The following is a 1,010-nucleotide window of genomic DNA, read 5'->3' as shown; positions in this document are numbered from 1 at the left end:
GTCCTGCTGCTGGCGGGCAGTTTGTCTGCCCAAAGGCGGCTCAGGCGCAGGAACGTTTTCACGTCGCCCGCGCTGAATACCTCCAGGTGCAGACGATTCTCCGGGTAATCGACGGCGCCTTCGTGATATCGGCCCATGTGCCCGATCAGTTCACCGGCCTTGATCGCAACCGGCCTATCCAGAACGACAACGCTGCCCCGCGCTTCCGGCTCGACCGCGCCGCTCTGCAACGAAGCGAAGTGCACGTATTGATTGACCCGCTCCAGCTTGCGAAACCGGCCTGTGCCACCGACCGTCACTTCGGTGCCTGGATACAGCGTGCCGATCTCGTTGCCTTTGCGAACCATTGGCTGAGCACGGACGTTCAGGGGCGTCTCGGAAACGACCCGATGCTGCTCGCCCGCCAGGGGCCGCAGGAAGTCGGTGCAGACATAACCTCGCAACCCGCCGCTGGCGTCTTTCAGGTGATCGGGGCCGGGGGTGTTTTCAAGCTTGCGATAAGTGCCTTCGCCGCTGACCTGGACTTCCGCACCACGCGGCAGCCAGCCGATGATCGCGCCCTTGCTAGCCTTGTTGCGCACGTTCAGTCCGCGTTGCCCGGGGTAGTCCCCATGGATGTCGTTAACGTCGACGCGAACTTGAAGGGTCGATCCGGATTTCCAGAATCCTGGCCTGACGACAGCAGAGTCTTTTTCGTACGCCGCCCAATCCCGCAAATGCATGTAGAGGCTGTAGATGATCAGACTCGGCGACGTGTCCGTGTTGCCCTTGATGGCAGGCGGCTGCAGGCGGTGTCGCACCAGCACGAAATTCCGCGAGAACGGCTTTGAAACGAGCTGTTTATTGACGAAATACGTCGTGTCAGGCGACTGCTCATCAATGCGATAGGCCACCACTTCACCGTCCGCGATGCAGTGCACGCTCGACTGGTCCAGCGTGCCCGCCGTTCCCGCATCAAAATGCACACCGCCATGCCAGAGCCCGCTGCTGCCGAGGGGATAGCTGCCGCT

General features: G+C 61.7%; 1 protein-coding gene. It reads right to left on the bottom strand.

Going from position 1 to position 1,010, the window contains the following annotated elements; all coding sequences use genetic code 11:
• The coding region (locus tag ABEH28_RS27290; protein WP_346631568.1) for an SH3 domain-containing protein at positions 1-1,010 on the bottom strand (1,010 nt) is incomplete at both ends.

This window comes from Pseudomonas sp. Ps21-P2 (assembly GCF_039672565.1).
GTDB lineage: Bacteria > Pseudomonadota > Gammaproteobacteria > Pseudomonadales > Pseudomonadaceae > Aquipseudomonas.
This window is presented reverse-complemented; position numbering and strand designations above follow the sequence as displayed.